Source organism: Peterkaempfera podocarpi, assembly GCF_042466665.1.
In the GTDB taxonomy this organism is placed as follows: domain Bacteria; phylum Actinomycetota; class Actinomycetes; order Streptomycetales; family Streptomycetaceae; genus Peterkaempfera; species Peterkaempfera podocarpi.
The window spans coordinates 4186412-4199963 of sequence record NZ_CP162102.1 but is presented as its reverse complement, the minus strand read 5'-3'; the positions used below and the strand labels follow the sequence as shown (position 1 = coordinate 4199963).

Sequence of the window (13552 nt, the reverse complement as noted above, 5' to 3'; positions counted from 1 at the left end):
GTCCCACCCACGGGGGTGGGACCCGCACACAGGGGCTCCGGATCAGTCGGTGGGCACACCGGCGGGCAGGCGGCGCGGCACAAAGGTGCTGCGGGCCGATGCCTTCACGCCGTAGGTCCAGTTGAGGATCTTGGCGGCGTCGGTGAAGCGGCTGCTGTCGTAGAGCAGGACGCCGATCACCGGGCGGCCGTTGCGGGTGGCGGCGAAGACCAGGCAGGGGCCGGAGGGGGTGCTGGTGCCCGTCTTCACGCCGGTGACGCCCTTGTAGGCGCCGAGCAGCTGGTTGGTGTTGTACCAGGTGTAGATGCGGCCGTTGGTGGCCTTCTGGCGGGTCTTGGTGGTGGCGACGATGGTGCGGATGTTGCCGCTGTGCAGGGCGAACCGGGTGAGCAGGGCCAGCGACCGCGGGGTGATGTAGTTCTTGCCCGTGGGGGATATGCCGTCGAAGGAGTCGAAGTGGGTCCCCTTCAGGCCCAGCGCCTTGGCCTTGGCGTTCATCTTGGAGATGAAGTTGGCGGTGCGTGCGGCGATGGTCTTGCCGGTGCCGAAGTTGTCGGCCAGGGCGTAGGCGGCGTCGCAGCCCGAGGGCAGCATCATGGCGTAGAGCAGCTGGCGGACGGTGAGCTTGTCGCCGGTGCGCAGGTCGGCGCTGGAGGCACCCTTGGCGGCGACGTAACTGCGGTACTCCTTCTTGATGGTGATCTTGCGGTCGAGGTTGAGGCCCTTGGTGGTCATCACCACTGTGGCCGTCATGATCTTGGTGGTGCTGGCCATCGGCCGGCTGGTGTCGGCGCCCTTGCCCCAGAGGGCCTTGCCGGTGGTGGCGTTGATCAGGACGGCCCCACGGGCGCTGATGCCGGACGGTCCGGTGGCGGCCTGGGCCGATGCGGCCGGCACCACGGCCAGCAGCGCGGCGGCGGTGGTCAGGGCGGCGGCCAGGCGCCGGATGCCGGTGTACCCGGATCTCATGGGTGCTCCGTTTCAGAACATCTGATGGTCCGACTTATTCGCGGAGTACGACGTTCAGGGGCGGTGCGGGGTTGCGCACCGCGGCCTTAATACGCGGCGGCACCAGGACCGGGCAGGCACAATGTGGGGCATGACGCTCAAGAAGCAGCTGCAGGAGGACCTCACCTCTGCCATCAGGGCCCGGGACGAGCTCCGTTCCGCGACGATCCGGCTCACCCTGACCGCGATCACCAACGCCGAGGTGGCCGGTACGGAGGCCCGTGAGCTCTCGGACGACGAGGTGCTCAAGGTGATCACCCGCGAGGCGAAGAAGCGGCGTGAGGCGGCCGACGCCTTCGCCCAGGCGGGCCGCACCGACTCGGCCGCGCGGGAGCGTGCCGAGGGCGAGGTCCTGGCGGGCTATCTGCCGCAGCAGCTGGGCGACGAGGAGCTGGCCTCGATCGTGGCCGAGGCGGTGAAGGAGGCCGCGGCGGGTGGCGCCGAGGGGCCCCGGGCGATGGGTGCGGTGATGAAGATCGTGAACCCCAAGGTCGCCGGCCGTGCCGAGGGCGGCCGGGTGGCCGCCGTGGTGAAGCAGGCCCTCAGCGGCTGACGTGTCGTCGGCCCGTGCACAGCGGAAGGGGGCACCCCGGAGAACCGGGGTGCCCCCTTCCGCGCTGTGCGGGGCCGGCTGTGCGATCAGGGGCCGGTGGTGGGGTTGGTGGTGGTGCCTCCGGCACGGCCGTTGCGGCCGCCGGTGTTTCCGCCGGTGTTCCCGCCGATGAAGCCCGGCGGCAGGGTGATGCCGCCGTTGGTGGCACCGGCGATCTGGCCGGCGATGGCCTGGCCGCCCTTGTTCTTGTCCTTGTTCTTGTCCTCCGGCGGCTTGGGCACGGGGATGAAGACCCGGTTGAAGGACGACGGCGCGGTTCCGCTGAGGGCCTGGGAGACGGCTGCCTTCCAGATCGGGCCGGGACCGTCGGCGCCGAAGACCTGCGTGTAGTACTGGCCGCCGATGGTGATGTTCAGCATGGTGTGGCCCTGGTTGGGGTCGCCCAGCCAGACGGAGGCGGCGATGTCTGGGGTGTAGCCGGTGAACCAGGCGTTCATCGGGCCGGTGAAACCGGCGGCGTCGGTGGTACCGGTCTTGCCCGCGCTGTCGCGGTCGGTGAGGCCGGCCTTGGTACCGGTACCGTCCTGGGTCACGCCGAGCAGCAGGGTGTTGATGGTGTCGGCGGTCTTCTCCGTCATCACCTGCTGGCAGTTGGCCTTGGGCACCGCCAGCCGCTTGGTGCCGTAGGTGACCGCGGTGACGGCGACGGGGTCGCAGTGGGTGCCGCGGGCGGCGAAGGTGGCGTAGGCGTCGGCCATCTGCAGCGGCGAGTAGTTGAGGACGCCCAGGGTCATGGACGCCAGCTGCTGCAGCTTCTGCCCGTTGGCCTGGGTGCCGAGGCCCAGCTTGCCGGCCATGGTCGCCACCGGGCAGAGGCCGATCTTCTGCTCCAGCTGGACGAAGTAGGTGTTGACCGACTTGTTCATGGCCACCTGCATGGAGTAGGGGCCCTTTTCGCTGACACTCTCGTTCTGGGTGCTGTCGCCGTTCGCCACCCACTGGCCGTTGCAGGTGGTCATGGTCGGGTAGGCCATCTTGTTGGGCGAGGGGAGCACCTGGTCGGGCGGCGTACCGCCCTCGATCGCCGCCGCCGCGGTGACCGGCTTGAAGGTCGAGCCGACCGGCTGACCGCCGCCGCTGCCGAGGTCGTTGCCGACGCTGAAGTTGACCTGGGTCTGGTGCTGCTTGGCGTTCAGGCCGTAGGGGCGGCTCTGCGCCATCGCGAGGATCCGCCCGGTGCCAGGCTTGATCATGGTGATCGCCGAGGCGACCGAGTCACTGGCGTGGACCTTGCCGGTGACCGCCGAGCTCGCCGCGGCCTGGACCGCGGGGTCCAGGGTGGTGTAGATCTTCAGACCGCCGCGGGAGAGCAGCTTGGTGCGGTCCGCCTTGGTCTTGCCGAAGGCCGGGTCGGTCTTGATCACATTGCGCACGTAGTCGCAGAAGAAGCCCTCGCCCTTCTTGGCGGTGATGCAGCCGTTCTGCTGGGGCGAGTACTTCAGCTTCAGCGGTGTGGCTATGGCCTGCTGGGCCTGGGCCTCGGTGATGTGCTTGAGGGAGGCCATCCGCTGGATCACCGTGTCGCGGCGCTCCTTGGCGGCCTGCGGGTGGAGCGTGGGGTCGTACGCGGACGGGTTCTGCACCAGGCCGGCCAGCATCGCGGCCTCGGGGAGGGTGAGGTCCTTGGCGTGCTTGCTGAAGTAGCGGTTGGAGGCCGCTTCGATGCCGTAGGCGCCGTTCCCGAAGAAGGTGATGTTGAGGTAGTTGGTGAGGATCTGGTCCTTGGTGAGCTTCTCCTCGACCGTGATCGCGTACTTCAGCTCCTGGATCTTGCGCCCGGCGGTCTGCCGGGTGGCCTCCAGGAACTTCTTCTGGTCGTCGCCGGCCTCCTCGACGAAGACGTTCTTCACATACTGCTGGGTGAGGGTGGAGGCACCCTCGGTGCTGCCGGACTCCGCGTTCTTGGTGGCGGCGCGGAGCACGCCCTTGAGGTCGACGGCGCCGTGCTGGTAGAAGCGGGCGTCCTCGATGTCCACCTGGGCCTGGCGCATCACCGGGGCGATGTCCTCGAACTTCACGATGGTGCGGTCCCGGTCGTACACCTTGGCGATGAGCCCGCCCTTGGCGTCGTAGATGTACGACGCCTGCGAGAGGGTGGGGGCCTCGAAGTTCGCCGGGAGGCTGTTGAAGCTCTCCGCTGTGTTCTTGGCGGTGAGTCCGAGTGCGCCTGCCGCAGGCAGGGCCAGTCCGGCGGCGAGGACGCCGGCCAGGACGCTTGCGCCGGCGAAGTACACGGCGAGCTTGGCCTTGTCCAGGGGGGATCCCGAGCGCTTCTGTGCCATGGGGGACAGACTACGTCCTGCGAATCCCGGACAGCTGGGCATATGTTCGCTTAGGCTTGTCACAAGGTTGCGACAACTTGAGCCATCCCTCAGCACTCACTCTTGTGGGTGATGAGATCTGTCCGGATCGCGACATATGCCAGGAGTAGTTGCCGGCCGAAGGTCCCCGAAGCCTCTGCCGGAGCCCTCAAGTGGCCTCCAGGCTGCGGTCACTCCAGCGAGTGATCTCCCAGGCACCCATAGTCCGTTCGGGCCATTCGAGATTGGGCCCCGAGGGGCTGTTGCAACCTGCCGTTCTTCCGTAACGTCCTCAACTGGCAGCGGTGAATATGCCGTTGCCGCCGTGGGGGAGCCTCGATTCGGGAGAGGACGGCGCCAGCATGAGCTGGGTTGACGACTGGAGTGCGCAGGCAGCCTGCCGCACGAGTGATCCGGACGAACTCTTCGTCCAGGGGGCGGCGCAGAACCGCGCCAAGGCCGTGTGCAGCGGATGCCCGGTGCGCACCGAGTGCCTGGCGGACGCCCTCGACAATCGCGTCGAGTTCGGCGTGTGGGGTGGAATGACAGAGCGGGAGCGCCGGGCGCTGCTGCGGAGGCGGCCCACGGTCACCTCGTGGCGCAGGCTGCTGGAGACCGCGCGGACCGAGTACGAGCAGTCGGTGGGCGTCGGTACTCCCGACTTCGCACAGGCAGGTTGAGGGGCCCACCCGCCGGGGTGGGCCCTGTCCCCTCAGGCCGGGGTGATGCTCAGCCGCGCGCCGATCTCCCGGAGTCCGTCCAGGTCGTGGACGTCTCCGGGCAGGGCGGCGACCTCGGTGATGGGGACATCGGGGTAGACCGAGACAAAGCGGTCACGGGTGCGCCGCTCGCGTGCGATCACCTGCATCCGCTCGGCGTGCAGCCGCAGCAGCCCTGCGGCCACGGCCTCGGCGGCGGAGTGGCTTTCCCCGGTGGTCCCTTCGACGGTGCTCGCGCCGTCGCCGATTCCGTTCTCCTCCAGGGTCTCCGCGCCCGCCAGTGCCCGTTCTGCGGTGAGCTGCGGAGCCCCGGTGGTGTGCACCCGGTTGAGGACCAGCCCGGCCAGCGGCATGCGGTCGGCGGCCAGCCGGTCGACGAAGTACGCCGCCTCCCGCAGCGCATCGCGCTCGGGAGCGGCCACCACCAGGAAGGCGGTGCCCGGCGCCTGCAGCAGCCGGTAGGTGCGGTCGGCGCGCTCCCGGAAGCCGCCGAACATGGAGTCCAGTGCGGTCACGAAGGTCTGCACATCCGTCAGTACATGGGCCCCGATCACCTTGTTGAGGACTCCGGTGACCAGGCCCATCCCGGCGCCCAGGAACTTCATCGCGCCGCGCCCGCCGACCTTGGCCGGCGCCATCAGCACCCTGATGAACCGGCCGTCCAGGAACGACCCCAGGCGGTTGGGGGCGTCCAGGAAGTCGAGCGCGGAGCGGCTGGGCGGGGTGTCGACGACGATCAGGTCCCACTCGTCACGGTCGCGCAGCTGACCCAGCTTCTCCATCGCCATGTACTCCTGCGTTCCGGCGAAGCCGGCCGACAGGGACTGGTAGAAGGGGTTCTCCAGGATGGTCCGGGCGCGCTCCGGATCGGAGTGGGCGATGACGATCTCGTCGAACGTCCGCTTCATGTCCAGCATCATGGCGCAGAGCTCACCGCCGTTAGTGGCCGCGACCCCCTTCACCGGGCGGGGCGTGTTGTCCAGTTCGGACAGGCCCATGGACTGGGCCAGCCGCCGCGCCGGGTCGATGGTGAGCACCACCACCCGCCGGCCGCGTTCGGCGGCGCGCACCCCGAGCGCCGCCGCGGTGGTGGTCTTGCCGACGCCGCCGGAGCCGCAGCAGACGATGATCCGCGTCTCCCGGTCGTCGAGGAGTGCGTCGATGTCGAGTGCGCTCTCCGGCTCCGGCCGCCCCGCCGTCGCCGCTTCGGTCTTCGCGGTCACGCCGCCCCCTGCCTCTTCAGCTCGGCTGCCAGCCGGTACAGGCCGCCGAGGTCCACGCCCTCGCCCAGCAAGGGCAGTTGGTACGAGGGCAGGTCGAGCTGTGCCAGCTCGGCCCGCTGCTCGCGCTCCAGCAGCACCCGCTCCGCATGCTCCCTGGCCTGCTCCAGCAGCGGGTCCAGCAGCGGTTCCACATGGGTGCGGACGGCCTGGGCGCTGCGGGACCGCCCGGCCAGACCGGCGTCGACCAGCGCCTTGGCGACCTCCGCGCGGTGGTCGCCGTCGGCGGCCCGTACCGCGGCGTCGTCCAGCAGCGGCGGACGGACCATGTCGATCACGATGCCGCCCACCGGGAGTCCGGCCTCGCGCAGCTCGGCGACCCCGTCCACGGTCTCCTGCACCGGCATCTCCTCCAGCAGGGTGACCAGGTGGACGGCGGTCTCGGCGGACCTGATGACCCGCATCACCGCCTGCGCCTGGTTGTATATCGGCCCGAACCGGGCCAGCCCCGCCACCTCGGTGTTGACATTGAGGAAGCGGGTGATCCGCCCGGTCGGCGGGGCGTCCATCACCACGGCGTCATAGGCGCGGCGGCCGTCCGGGCCCTTGCGCCGGGCGGCCTCGCAGGCCTTGCCGGTGAGCAGCACATCGCGCAGCCCCGGGGCGATGGTGGTGGCGAAGTCGATGGCGCCCAGCTTCTTCAGCGCCTTCCCCGCCCGGCCGAGCTTGTAGAACATGTCGAGGTACTCCAGCAGCGCCTGCTCCGGGTCGATGGCCAGGGCGAACACCTCGCCGGTGCCGTTTCCGGGCAGTCCCAGCCGGGCCGGGGAGACCGAGGCGATCCGGCGCTCCTCATAGGGGAGCGCGGCGATGCCGAAGAGCTCCGCGATGCCCTGCCGGCCCTCGACCTCGATCAGCAGGGTGCGGTGGCCCTCGGCGGCCAGGGCCAGGGCCAGGGCCGCCGCCACGGTGGTCTTCCCGGTGCCGCCCTTGCCGCTGACCACATGCAGTCGGACCCCCTCCCAGTCCGATCCCCCCTCCTGCGTGTGCGCCATGTTCGACCTCATCCCGCCCTGCTCCATCCGGATCGTCCTGCTGTGGGACGCCTGCCCGAACGGGGGAGGGCCCACGCGGCGAGCGTAACCACCGGACCGCGCGGATGCGGGGAAGCCCTCGGAGGCCGAGGGGATTTGCAGCCTTTTGTGTCGGACCTCACAGCGGCGGCCAGGATGCCCGCGGGAGCGGATCCGGCAGCCGTTAGAGTCCCCCCATGACCAAGTGGGAATACGTGACCGTGCCGCTGCTGGTGCATGCGACCAAGCAGATCCTGGACACCTGGGGCGAGGACGGCTGGGAGCTGGTGCAGGTCGTGCCCGGGCCGAACAACCCCGAGCAGCTGGTGGCCTACCTCAAGCGGGAGAAGGCATGAGCAAGGTGGAGAGCCGGCTGGCCGAGCTGGGGCTGACGCTGCCCGAGGTCGTCCCGCCGCTGGCGGCCTATGTGCCCGCGGTGCGCTCCGGTGACCTGGTGCTCACCTCGGGCCAGCTGCCGATGACCGGGGGGCGGATGGCCGTCACCGGCAAGGTGGGCGGCGAGGTCACCGCCGAGGAGGCGAAGGCCCAGGCCCGGATCTGCGCCCTGAACGCGCTGGCCGCGGTGAAGTCGGTGATCGGCGACCTGGACCGGATCGAGCAGGTCGTCAAGGTGGTCGGCTTTGTCGCCTCCGCCCCGGACTTCACCGGGCAGCCCGGTGTGGTCAACGGCGCCAGCGAGCTGTTCGGCGAGGTCTTCGGCGATGCGGGTGTCCACGCCCGCAGCGCGGTCGGCGTGGCGGTGCTGCCGCTGGACGCCCCGGTCGAGGTGGAGATCCAGGTCCGCGTCTCGGCAGGCTGAGCCGTCGCGAGGACCGTCCCGGCCCCGCCCCGCAGAGAGCGACCCGTTCGCTTTCCGGGCGCGGGGCCGTAGCATCCGCCCCATGGGTGATCAGCACATGGCGATGCCGCCGTCCTGGCCGGCCCGGATCAGGGCGCTGGCGGCAGGCGAGTACGAGCCGGTGCCCGCGCGCCGGGCGGCGACCGTGGTGCTGCTGCGGGACACCGGCAGCGGCCTGCAGGCCTACCTGCTGCGGCGCCGCACCACGATGGCGTTCGCCGCCGGGATGTACGCCTTCCCCGGCGGTGCCGTGGACCCGCGGGACGGCGAGGGGCGGATCGGCTGGGCCGGTCCGCCGCCGGAGGAGTGGGCGCGGCGGCTGGGCACCGACCGGTCGGTGGCCCAGGCGGTGGTCTGCGCCGCGGTGCGCGAGACCTTCGAGGAGTCCGGGGTGCTGTTGGCCGGGCCGGACGCCGAGTCGGTCGTCGCCGACACCTCCGGACCCGAGTGGCAGCAGGACCGGGCCGAGCTGGAGGCACACCGGCTCTCCTTCGCCGAGTTCCTGGCCCGGCGCGGACTGGTGCTCCGCAGCGACCTGCTGGGGGGCTGGGCGCGCTGGATCACCCCCGAGTTCGAGGAGCGCCGCTACGACACCTGGTTCTTCGCCGCGGTGCTGCCCAGTGGCCAGCGGGCCGCGGACTCCACCGGGGAGGCGGACCGGGTGGTCTGGATGGACCCGGCGGAGGCGTTGCAGGGGTTCGAGGCGGGACGGCTGGGGATGCTGCCGCCGACCATCACCGTGCTGCGTGAGCTCGCCCCGCTGAGCACCCCGGAGGCCGTGCTGGAGACCGCGGCCTCCCGCAGCCTGGCACCGGTGATGGCCCGGTTCCGGGTGGACGGGGACCGGGTGACGGTGCGCTGGCCGGGGTACGAGCGGCTGACCCTGGACGGCGTCCTCCCGGCGGCCGAGGGCGGTGCACGGTGAGCGGCGTGATCCCCGGCGCACCGCTGCCCGGGGTCGGAGGCCCGGCGACGGACCGCGCGGTCTGCGTACTGGCGCCCAACCCCTCCCCGATGACGCTGGACGGCACCAACACCTGGATCGTCTCCGAGCCCGGCTCCGACCTGGCGGTGGTGATCGATCCGGGCCCGCTGGACGAGGGGCATCTGCGTACCGTGCTGCGCACCGCCGAGGAGCGCGGCCGGCGGATCGCGCTGACCCTGCTCACCCACGGCCATGCCGACCATGCGGCGGGCGCCGCCCGTTTCGCAGAGCTCACCGGCTCTCCGGTACGGGCGCTCGACCCGGCGCAGCGGCTGGGCGGCGAGGGGCTCCACCACGGCGACACCGTCACCACCGGCGGGCTGGAGCTGCGGGTGGTGGGCACCCCCGGCCACACCTCGGACTCGCTCTGCTTCCATCTGCCCGCGGACGGGGCGGTGCTCACCGGTGACACCGTGCTGGGCCGGGGCACCACCATGGTCACCCATCCGGACGGCCGCCTCGGCGACTATCTGGACTCGCTGCGCAGGCTGCGCGACCTCGCCTCCGAGCACGGGGTGACGAGGGTGCTGCCCGGCCATGGTCCGGTGCTGGGTGACGCGCTCGGGGCGGTGGAGTACTACATGGCGCACCGGGCGAACCGGCTGGCGCAGGTGGAGACCGCGGTGGAGGCGGGCTACCGCACTCCGGCGGAGGTGGTGGCACATGTCTACGCCGATGTGGACCGGGCGCTGTGGCCGGCGGCCGAGCTGTCGGTGCGGGCCCAGCTGGACTACCTGGACGAGCACGGGCTCATCTAGGGGGCGCTGAGCCGGGGAGCGCTGATCCGGGGTTGCCCTGCGGCGGCCCGGGCGCCGTGCTGGGCGCCCCGGCGCCGGGTAGCGGCCCGGCGCGGGGTGGCGGCCGGGTGGAACACCAGGGCCTCCCGGCGGCTGCCGGGAGGCCCTCAGGTTGTTGTGCGCCGCGGTGGGCGCGTCAGCGGGAGCGGCGGGCGAGACGCTCGACGTCCAGCAGGATCACCGCGCGGGCCTCCAGCCGCAGCCAGCCACGGCCGGCGAAGTCGGCGAGGGCCTTGTTGACCGTCTCCCGGGAGGCGCCGACCAGCTGGGCCAGCTCCTCCTGGGTGAGGTCGTGCACCACGTGGATGCCCTCCTCGGACTGCACACCGAAGCGCCGGGAGAGGTCCAGCAAGGCCTTGGCGACGCGGCCGGGAACATCGGAGAAGACCAGGTCCGACATGTTGTCGTTGGTCCTGCGCAGCCGGCGGGCGATGGCCCGCAGCAGCGACATGGCGACCTCGGGCCGGGCGTGCAGCCAGGGCTGCAGGTCGCCGTGGCCGAGGCCCAGCATCTTGACCTCGGTCAGCGCGGTGGCGGTCGCCGTGCGCGGGCCCGGGTCGAAGAGGGAGAGCTCACCGATCATCTCGCTGGGGCCGAGGACGGCGAGCATGTTCTCGCGGCCGTCCGGGGAGGCCCGGTGCAGCTTGATCTTGCCCTCGACCACCACATAGAGGCGGTCGCCCGGGTCGCCCTCGTGGAAGAGCGATTCGCCGCGCGCGAGGGTCACCTCGGTCATCGAGGCGCGCAGCTCCGCCGACTGCTCGTCGTCGAGTGCCGCGAAGAGCGGGGCGCGCCGCAGAACATCGTCCACGAGCTTCCTCCTGTTCGGCCGGTCTGTCCGGCTCCCCATCATGCACGACGGAGAAACAGTGCGATCAGTCACAAGGATGACGCATTCATTGTCGATCATATGAGGAGGGGTGGGTCCTGGGCGCCCCCGGGCCCCGATCAGTTGCCTCGGGAGGGGTGCTTCCGGGCCTGTGCGGCGTATCCTCGCGGGCACCGAACGGGGGGTCCGCCGGGGTTCAGTGCGAACGCCGCATGTACACCACATGGCAGGGCAGCCCGCCCAGCCCCGGTCGACCTGCGGTGATTCGTCCGGCTTATGGGGCGATTCGTGGATCGTGCGGGCCGGTCTGGCGCAACCAGGGCCTCTCCGGCTGGTCGGTGAGCTCGGACGGGCCGCTGCTGTCCACGGTGGACGACTCTCCTCCCGGCGGCGTCGGCGTCCTGACCGGATTCGTCACCGGCAGCGAGGCACGCAGCTTCGCCGCACTGGACGCCACGAGCGCCCGGGAGGCCGTGCTGGCGCAGGCGCGGCGGCTGTTCCCGGGACTGCCCGACCCGATCGGCTACCACGTCACCGACTGGATCAACGACGAGTACAGCCGCGGCTGCTACGGCGCGCTGTTCGGACCGGCGACTGGCTCACGGCCGGCCCGCACCTCACCACGCCGCACGGCGGGGGCACTGGACGGGCACCGAGACCAGCACCGAGTTCTTCGGCCTGATGGAGGGGGCGATCCGCTCCGGCCTGCGGGCGGCCGCCGAAGATCACCATCGGCTGATGTAGCGTCAAACAGAGCCATGGGCGGCCGGTGTGCCCGGAACGGGTGCGCCGGCCGCCCCAGCGACGACTCACCCCGGGGAGCCCACCATCACCAGCGATGTGGATGCGGCCGGCACCGCCCAGCGCTGCGCCGAGGCCATGTACGCCACCGACCTGACCTGCCATCAGCTGGGAATCGCCGTCGACGAGGTCTCCGAGGGCCGGGCCACCGCGCGGATGCTCCTGGCCGACACCATGGTCAACGGCCATGGCACCGCCCACGGCGGCTATCTCTTCCTGCTGGCGGACGTGGCCTTCGCCTATGCCTGCAACACCCGCGGCACCACCACCGTGGCCCAGTCCGCGCAGGTGACCTTTCTGCGACCGGCCCGGCCCGGTGACCACCTGACCGCCGAGGCGGTGGAACGCTCCCGTTTCGGACGCAGCGGCATCTACGACGTCACCGTCCGCCGCGCGGACGGCACGGTGATCGCCGAGTTCCGCGGCCAGAGCCAGTCGCTCCCCGGACAGCCCTCCCCCGCCCAGCCGAGGTGACCGCCATGACCGACATCCGCCCCTGGGACCGCCGGGCCCTGCAGATCACCGAGACCCTGGTCGACCAGGTCGACCCCGGCCGGCTGGACGTGCCGTCCCCCTGCACCGGATGGACACTCCGGCGGCTGCTCGCCCATATGATCGGCCAGAACCACGGCTTCGCGGCCGCCGCCGACGGCGAGCTCACCGACCGTGCGGCCTGGGCCGACCGCGACTTCGGCGACGATCCGTCCGCTGCCTTCCGCGCCTCGTCCGCCCGGGTCGTCGCCGCCTTCGCCCGCGAGGGCGTGCTGGACGGCCGGTTCTGGCTGCCCGAGGTGCGCGGCGGGCAGATGTTCCCGGCCCGCACCGCCATCGGCTTCCACTTCGTGGACTATGTGGTGCACGGCTGGGATGTGGCGGCGTCCATCGGCGTCCCCGCCCCCTTCGACGACGACCTGCTCGCTGCGGTGCTGCCCTACGCCGAGGAGGTGCCGGACGGTGACAACCGGCGGCGACCCGGTGCCTCCTTCCAGCCCGCCCTGGCGATCGCCGACGGCCGTCCGCTGGACCGGATCCTGGCCATGCTGGGGCGCTCTCCCGCCTGGCCTGCATGACCCGGGACTTCCGGCTGCTGCTGCTGGCCGCCCTGGGTGCCTTCGCCACCTGGGCGCCGATGCCGGCGCTGGTGCCGCTCTGGTCCGCGACCGGTGGGTCCTCGGCGTTCGGCGCCGGGGCCACCACCGGTGCCGCGATGGCCGCCACCGTGGCGGTGCAGCTGTGCATGGGGCGGCTGATGCCGAGGTTCGGCGCGCGGCGGCTGCTGGCGGTCGGGTCGCTGCTGCTGGGCCTGCCCACCGCGGCCTATCCGCTGTCCGCCGCGCTGCCGTGGGTGCTCGCCGTGTCGGCGGTCCGCGGCACCGGATTCGGCCTGGCGGTGGTGGCCGGCAGTGTTCTGGCGGCGGAGCTCGCCCAGCCGGGCCGCCAGGCCTCGGCGATCGGCTGGTACGGGGCGGCGGCCGGGCTTCCCCAGGTGCTCTGCCTGCCGCTGGGGCTGTGGTGCGCCCAGCGGTTCGGCTTCACCGCGGTCTTCCTCGGCGCCGCCGTTCCGGCCGTCCTCGCCGCCCCGCTCGCCGCGGCGATCACCGAGCGGCCGCGGGAGGCACCCGGGCCGGCAGCCGCCGCGCCGAGGATGCCGTTCGCCCCGCTGCTGCTGATGCTGGTGGTCGCCGGGGCGCTGGGCGGCGTCACCTCGTTCCTGGCCCTGGTGCTGACCGCGCCGGGGGCGGCACCCGCGGTGCTGCTCACGCTGAGCGCCGCCATGGTCCTGGGGCGGCTGGCTGCCGGCGCCGTCGCCGACCGGATCGGCGACGGACGCCTGCTGGCCCCCGCGGTGGCCCTGGCGGCGCTGGGGACGGGAGGGATCGCCACCGGGGCCCTGGGCCCGGCGCTGCCGGCGGCGGTGCTCCTCGGCGTGGGCTTCGGCGCGCTGCAGAACGAGACCCTGGTGTCGTTGTTCGCGACCGTCGGCCAGGTCGGACGCGACCGGGCCGGCATTGCCTGGAACATGGCCGTCGACGCCGGTACCGGCGCGGGCGCACTGGCGGTCGGCGCCGCCTCGCGGCTGCTGGGGCTCGGCGGCTCGATGGCCCTGGTGGCCGTCCTGGTGGCCGCGGCGGCACCGCTGGCCTGGGCGGAGTCCCGCCGTACCGGCCCGCTGCCGGTCACACCGCCGTGGTGACCGGCTCTCTGGAGGCGTGCGGCCGGCGGCGGGGGTGCGCGCCGGCTGCCCGGCGCAGCCCGCGACGGCCCGGATCCGGGCGTTCTCCTCGGCCGTGCGCCAGACCAGCGCCACCGAGGTGGTCGGCAGATCACGGATGGGAACGAAGGCGACA

General features: G+C 72.0%; 15 protein-coding genes and 1 pseudogene. 11 read left to right on the top strand and 5 right to left on the bottom strand.

Going from position 1 to position 13552, the window contains the following annotated elements:
• Window positions 1-42: 42 nt before the first annotated feature.
• Window positions 43-969: a D-alanyl-D-alanine carboxypeptidase family protein gene (locus AB0761_RS18375; RefSeq protein WP_377270142.1), complete on the bottom strand. Its 927-nt coding sequence runs from the start codon at window positions 967-969 to the stop codon at window positions 43-45.
• 130 nt (window positions 970-1099) lie between these two features.
• Here AB0761_RS18375 and AB0761_RS18370 point away from each other — a divergent pair, with 130 nt between their 5' ends.
• Window positions 1100-1561, top strand: coding sequence for a GatB/YqeY domain-containing protein (locus tag AB0761_RS18370; RefSeq protein ID WP_377270141.1), 462 nt, complete (start codon window positions 1100-1102; stop codon window positions 1559-1561).
• 86 nt (window positions 1562-1647) lie between these two features.
• Here the strand turns inward: AB0761_RS18370 and AB0761_RS18365 are convergent, their stop codons facing one another.
• Window positions 1648-3903 (bottom strand): transglycosylase domain-containing protein, encoded by a 2256-nt coding sequence (locus AB0761_RS18365; protein ID WP_377270140.1) that lies wholly within the window; start codon window positions 3901-3903, stop codon window positions 1648-1650.
• A 380-nt stretch (window positions 3904-4283) separates the two neighbouring features.
• Here AB0761_RS18365 and AB0761_RS18360 point away from each other — a divergent pair, with 380 nt between their 5' ends.
• Entirely contained in the window at window positions 4284-4601 is a 318-nt protein-coding gene (locus tag AB0761_RS18360) for a WhiB family transcriptional regulator (RefSeq protein ID WP_377270139.1), read from the top strand.
• A gap of 32 nt (window positions 4602-4633) precedes the next feature.
• On the opposite strand, the gene AB0761_RS18355 is transcribed toward AB0761_RS18360, so the two are convergent.
• Both AB0761_RS18355 and AB0761_RS18350 read right to left on the bottom strand, forming a co-directional pair.
• Window positions 4634-5863 carry an ArsA family ATPase gene (locus tag AB0761_RS18355; RefSeq protein ID WP_377270138.1) on the bottom strand — a complete coding sequence of 410 codons (1230 nt, stop codon included), beginning with the start codon at window positions 5861-5863 and terminating at the stop codon, window positions 4634-4636.
• Window positions 5860-6915: an ArsA-related P-loop ATPase gene (locus tag AB0761_RS18350; protein WP_377270137.1), complete on the bottom strand. Its 1056-nt coding sequence runs from the start codon at window positions 6913-6915 to the stop codon at window positions 5860-5862. Before AB0761_RS18350 ends, AB0761_RS18355 begins: the two co-directional genes overlap by 4 nt.
• Before the next feature lie 215 nt (window positions 6916-7130).
• Here AB0761_RS18350 and AB0761_RS18345 point away from each other — a divergent pair, with 215 nt between their 5' ends.
• The 4 genes from AB0761_RS18345 to AB0761_RS18330 all read left to right on the top strand — a co-directional run bounded on the left by AB0761_RS18345 (window position 7131) and on the right by AB0761_RS18330 (window position 9535).
• Window positions 7131-7289 (top strand): DUF4177 domain-containing protein, encoded by a 159-nt coding sequence (locus AB0761_RS18345; protein ID WP_358762969.1) that lies wholly within the window; start codon window positions 7131-7133, stop codon window positions 7287-7289.
• A complete protein-coding gene (locus AB0761_RS18340) occupies window positions 7286-7753 on the top strand; it encodes a RidA family protein (protein WP_377270136.1) in 468 nt (155 codons plus the stop codon). The genes AB0761_RS18345 and AB0761_RS18340 overlap by 4 nt, the downstream gene beginning before the upstream one ends.
• 82 nt (window positions 7754-7835) lie before the next feature.
• A complete protein-coding gene (locus AB0761_RS18335) occupies window positions 7836-8717 on the top strand; it encodes an NUDIX domain-containing protein (protein ID WP_377270135.1) in 882 nt (293 codons plus the stop codon).
• Window positions 8714-9535: an MBL fold metallo-hydrolase gene (locus AB0761_RS18330; protein ID WP_377270134.1), complete on the top strand. Its 822-nt coding sequence runs from the start codon at window positions 8714-8716 to the stop codon at window positions 9533-9535. Before AB0761_RS18335 ends, AB0761_RS18330 begins: the two co-directional genes overlap by 4 nt.
• Before the next feature lie 175 nt (window positions 9536-9710).
• Here AB0761_RS18330 and AB0761_RS18325 read toward each other — a convergent pair whose 3' ends face one another.
• On the bottom strand, window positions 9711-10385 hold the full coding sequence (locus AB0761_RS18325; RefSeq protein ID WP_055586256.1) for a Crp/Fnr family transcriptional regulator: 675 nt from the start codon (window positions 10383-10385) through the stop codon (window positions 9711-9713).
• 230 nt (window positions 10386-10615) lie between these two features.
• On the opposite strand from AB0761_RS18325, the pseudogene AB0761_RS18320 reads away from it, so the two are divergent.
• The 5 genes and pseudogenes from AB0761_RS18320 to AB0761_RS18300 all read left to right on the top strand — a co-directional run.
• Window positions 10616-10921 (top strand): annotated as a pseudogene (locus AB0761_RS18320) (hypothetical protein); the annotation flags it as partial.
• 76 nt (window positions 10922-10997) lie between these two features.
• On the top strand, window positions 10998-11147 hold the full coding sequence (locus tag AB0761_RS18315; RefSeq protein ID WP_377274202.1) for an FAD-dependent oxidoreductase: 150 nt from the start codon (window positions 10998-11000) through the stop codon (window positions 11145-11147).
• Window positions 11148-11243: 96 nt separating this feature from the next.
• Window positions 11244-11678, top strand: a complete 435-nt coding sequence (gene paaI / locus AB0761_RS18310; RefSeq protein ID WP_377270133.1) for a hydroxyphenylacetyl-CoA thioesterase PaaI — start codon at window positions 11244-11246, stop codon at window positions 11676-11678.
• Window positions 11679-11683: 5 nt separating this feature from the next.
• The gene (locus tag AB0761_RS18305) at window positions 11684-12274 is read left to right on the top strand and encodes a TIGR03086 family metal-binding protein (RefSeq protein WP_377270132.1); all 591 of its coding nucleotides are present in this window, start codon (window positions 11684-11686) and stop codon (window positions 12272-12274) included.
• Window positions 12271-13398, top strand: a complete 1128-nt coding sequence (locus AB0761_RS18300) for an MFS transporter (protein ID WP_377270131.1) — start codon at window positions 12271-12273, stop codon at window positions 13396-13398. Before AB0761_RS18305 ends, AB0761_RS18300 begins: the two co-directional genes overlap by 4 nt.
• Window positions 13399-13552: the final 154 nt, after the last annotated feature.

Bases quoted from the DNA above. Each gene is read 5' to 3' on its own strand.
- AB0761_RS18375 (WP_377270142.1), bottom strand. From the start codon at position 969: ATGAGATCCGGGTACACCGGCATCCGGCGCCTGGCCGCCGCCCTGACC.
- AB0761_RS18370 (WP_377270141.1), top strand. From the start codon at position 1,100: ATGACGCTCAAGAAGCAGCTGCAGGAGGACCTCACCTCTGCCATCAGG.
- AB0761_RS18365 (WP_377270140.1), bottom strand. From the start codon at position 3,903: ATGGCACAGAAGCGCTCGGGATCCCCCCTGGACAAGGCCAAGCTCGCC.
- AB0761_RS18360 (WP_377270139.1), top strand. From the start codon at position 4,284: ATGAGCTGGGTTGACGACTGGAGTGCGCAGGCAGCCTGCCGCACGAGT.
- AB0761_RS18350 (WP_377270137.1), bottom strand. From the start codon at position 6,915: ATGGCGCACACGCAGGAGGGGGGATCGGACTGGGAGGGGGTCCGACTG.
- AB0761_RS18345 (WP_358762969.1), top strand. From the start codon at position 7,131: ATGACCAAGTGGGAATACGTGACCGTGCCGCTGCTGGTGCATGCGACC.
- AB0761_RS18340 (WP_377270136.1), top strand. From the start codon at position 7,286: ATGAGCAAGGTGGAGAGCCGGCTGGCCGAGCTGGGGCTGACGCTGCCC.
- AB0761_RS18335 (WP_377270135.1), top strand. From the start codon at position 7,836: ATGGGTGATCAGCACATGGCGATGCCGCCGTCCTGGCCGGCCCGGATC.
- AB0761_RS18305 (WP_377270132.1), top strand. From the start codon at position 11,684: ATGACCGACATCCGCCCCTGGGACCGCCGGGCCCTGCAGATCACCGAG.
- AB0761_RS18300 (WP_377270131.1), top strand. From the start codon at position 12,271: ATGACCCGGGACTTCCGGCTGCTGCTGCTGGCCGCCCTGGGTGCCTTC.